This window comes from Halalkalibacterium ligniniphilum (assembly GCF_000334155.1).
Classification (GTDB): Bacteria; Bacillota; Bacilli; order Bacillales; family Bacillaceae_D; genus Halalkalibacterium; species Halalkalibacterium ligniniphilum.
The window spans coordinates 1-388 of record NZ_ANNK01000183.1 but is presented as its reverse complement, the minus strand read 5'-3'; the positions used below and the strand labels follow the sequence as shown (position 1 = coordinate 388).

Annotated in this window: 3 tRNA genes; all 3 read right to left on the bottom strand. The window is 49.5% G+C overall.

From position 1 onward, the window contains the following. Positions 1–2: 2 nt before the first annotated feature. A tRNA-His gene (locus BLT_RS0121055) sits at positions 3–75 on the bottom strand. A 20-nt stretch (positions 76–95) separates the two neighbouring features. After that, positions 96–169, bottom strand: a tRNA-Trp gene (locus BLT_RS0121050). A 5-nt stretch (positions 170–174) separates the two neighbouring features. Continuing rightward, a tRNA-Tyr gene (locus BLT_RS0121045) sits at positions 175–259 on the bottom strand. Between the last annotated feature and the right edge of the window lie 129 nt (positions 260–388).

Genomic DNA, 388 nt, shown 5'->3' with positions numbered 1-388 from the left:
GGGGCGGCTGATGGGAATCGAACCCACGAATGCCGGAACCACAATCCGGTGCGTTAACCACTTCGCCACACCCGCCATATAATTATAGTTTTGTTTGGCAGGGGCAGTAGGAATCGAACCCACACCGGAGGTTTTGGAGACCTCTGTTCTACCGTTAAACTATGCCCCTAAAAATGGTGGAGGGGGACGGATTCGAACCGCCGAACCCTTAGGGAGCGGATTTACAGTCCGCCGCGTTTAGCCACTTCGCTACCCCTCCAAAAGCAACAATATCTATAATACACAATATGTTTTAATACGTCAATAAGTGTAAAGAAGATGGTGCCGGCCAGAGGACTTGAACCCCCAACCTACTGATTACAAGTCAGTTGCTCTACCAATTGAGCTA